This window comes from Pseudomonas sp. AGC41, from assembly GCF_057334555.1.
Map to the genome: position 1 here is coordinate 103679 of NZ_JBHFJB010000156.1, position 2006 is coordinate 105684.

Genomic DNA, 2006 nt, shown 5'->3' on the forward strand with positions numbered 1-2006 from the left:
CCCCCCCCCCACGACGCCTTCGCTTCAAGTCAGCCGGATACTAGCCCGATTACCGCGAAAGACCGAACACCTCAATCAAATGCCGCTCATACCGCGCCACATCTTCTTCGATGTTCGGACGCTTCATCACGTCGACGCAGAGAAACGTTGGCAGACCGGTCATGCCGAGAAACTGGTTGGCCTTGTGGAACGGGAAATACACCGCATCCACGCCCTTGGCTTCGAAGAAGTCGGACGGGTCGTCGAAGGCTTGCTGCGGGGCGTTCCAGGTCAGCGACAGCATGTACTGCTTGCCCTGCACCAGGCCACCGCTGCCGTATTTTTGCGAAGCATCCGAGCGGGTGCGGCCGTCGCTGGCATAGAGGCTGCCGTGGCCTTCAGTGAAGACCTCGTCGATGTATTTTTTTACGGTCCAGGGAGCTCCCATCCACCAGCCGGGCATCTGGTAAATGATCACGTCGGCCCAGAGGAATTTTGCGACCTCTTCCTTGATGTCGTAGCCGCCGTCGATGAACGTGGTTTTTACATCCAGACCGCCACGGTCGAGCACGCTGAGCGCCGTGTCGTGCAAGGTTGCGTTATAGCGACCATCAGAGTGAGCGAATTGTTTACCGCCATTGAGCAACAGGACTTTTTTCATCAGGAGCCTCATCAGGTTCCACGACGTACGCCGTTGAACGGTCGCCGAAGGGAAGATTAAAAATGATGGCGGCAGAGTACCGATGAGCTTCGCGCGGAATAAGCAGCGAAACGACAAAACTGTTTTGACCTATAGGCACGAATAACAACCTGATTGTTGCCGTAAAATTCACCGATCCCTTTTCCCCTGGAGCCCCCTGATGAGTGAATTGCACGGTTTCATCCTGCACGCCAAGACCCGCCCGGAAAAAGCCGAAGCCTTCGAAACGCTGTTTCGCGCCTACGTCGAACCAAGTCGTGCCGAGCCTGGCTGCATCGAATACCACATGCTGCGCGACCAGCAGGACCCGACCCTGTTTATCTTCTATGAAATCTGGGCCTCCCAGGCCGACCTGGAGGTGCATTCGAACCTGCCGCACATGAAGCAGTTCTTCGAGCAGCGCATGGACTATCTGGAACGCGACTTCGAAATTCGCCGCGTCGACATGCTCAGTCGATCCTCGGCTAGCCGCTGACCAACAGATGGCCGCCAAGCACGCCAAGGCCAATAAAAAACACCCGTTTGAACAACACGGCGCTGATCCGCTGGCGCAGCCATTGTCCCAGCCACATCCCCAGCAGCGCCGGCACCAGCGCCAGCAGCGAAGCGCTCAGTTCTCCCCCTCCCAGCGCACCGCGCCACAGCAGGCCGGCCGCCAGGGCCAGTGTCGAGACGGTGAATGACAGGCCGAGGGCCTGCACTAACTCATCCTTGCTCAAGCCCAGCGCTTGCAGATAAGGCACCGCCGGCATGACAAACACGCCTGTGGCCGAGGTGATCACACCGGTCAACAGGCCACAGAGTGGCGCGAGCCAGTGTTCGTTCCGAGTGCTCACTCGCAACGTCGGCAGCAGCAACCCGCTCAGCGCATACAACACCAGCGCCGCACCGAGTGCCCGTACTGCCCAGGCGCCGCCCACCATGCCGATCCACAACGTGCCAAGGCCGACGCCGATGAAAATCGCCAGCAGCAGCGGCCACAAGCGCCGGATCAATGCTTGCAGATGCCCACCAGATGCCAGTTGCCAGACGTTGGTCAGCGTGGCCGGAATCAGCAACAGCGCCGCAGCCTGCGTCGGCGCCATAGCCAGGCCGAGAAGCCCCATTGAAATGGTCGGCAGGCCGAGGCCTATCACGCCCTTGACTGTGCCGGCCAGTAGAAAGGTGACGATGACCAGCAAAGATAGGGCGGGGCCGAGGTTTTGATAGAAGGCGAGGAGTGTGTTCATGAGCTTATCCTGATGTCCACGCCCGGGTTTGAAAATGTGCCATATACTGAGGGTGCCTCTTGTCTGGCGATAGGCAAAAAAACCTCCATCGCCGCTTT

General features: G+C 59.0%; 4 protein-coding genes. 1 reads left to right on the forward strand and 3 read right to left on the reverse strand.

All coding sequences use genetic code 11. From position 1 onward, the window contains the following. Positions 1-49: 49 nt before the first annotated feature. Positions 50-640, reverse strand: coding sequence for an NADPH:quinone oxidoreductase MdaB (gene mdaB / locus ACE04F_RS26970; protein WP_039592378.1), 591 nt, complete (start codon positions 638-640; stop codon positions 50-52). Continuing rightward, complete coding sequence (locus ACE04F_RS26975) at positions 609-854, reverse strand: hypothetical protein (protein ID WP_486110614.1); 246 nt, start codon at positions 852-854, stop codon at positions 609-611. Before ACE04F_RS26975 ends, mdaB begins: the two co-directional genes overlap by 32 nt. Between ACE04F_RS26975 and ACE04F_RS26980 the strand changes: the two genes are divergently transcribed. Further along, positions 840-1154, forward strand: a complete 315-nt coding sequence (locus ACE04F_RS26980; RefSeq protein WP_434626273.1) for a putative quinol monooxygenase — start codon at positions 840-842, stop codon at positions 1152-1154. The two genes, ACE04F_RS26975 and ACE04F_RS26980, sit on opposite strands and share 15 nt — an antisense overlap. Here the strand turns inward: ACE04F_RS26980 and ACE04F_RS26985 are convergent. Continuing rightward, positions 1144-1908 carry a sulfite exporter TauE/SafE family protein gene (locus ACE04F_RS26985; RefSeq protein ID WP_486110615.1) on the reverse strand — a complete coding sequence of 255 codons (765 nt, stop codon included), beginning with the start codon at positions 1906-1908 and terminating at the stop codon, positions 1144-1146. The genes ACE04F_RS26980 and ACE04F_RS26985 overlap by 11 nt on opposite strands. Positions 1909-2006 lie beyond the last annotated feature (98 nt).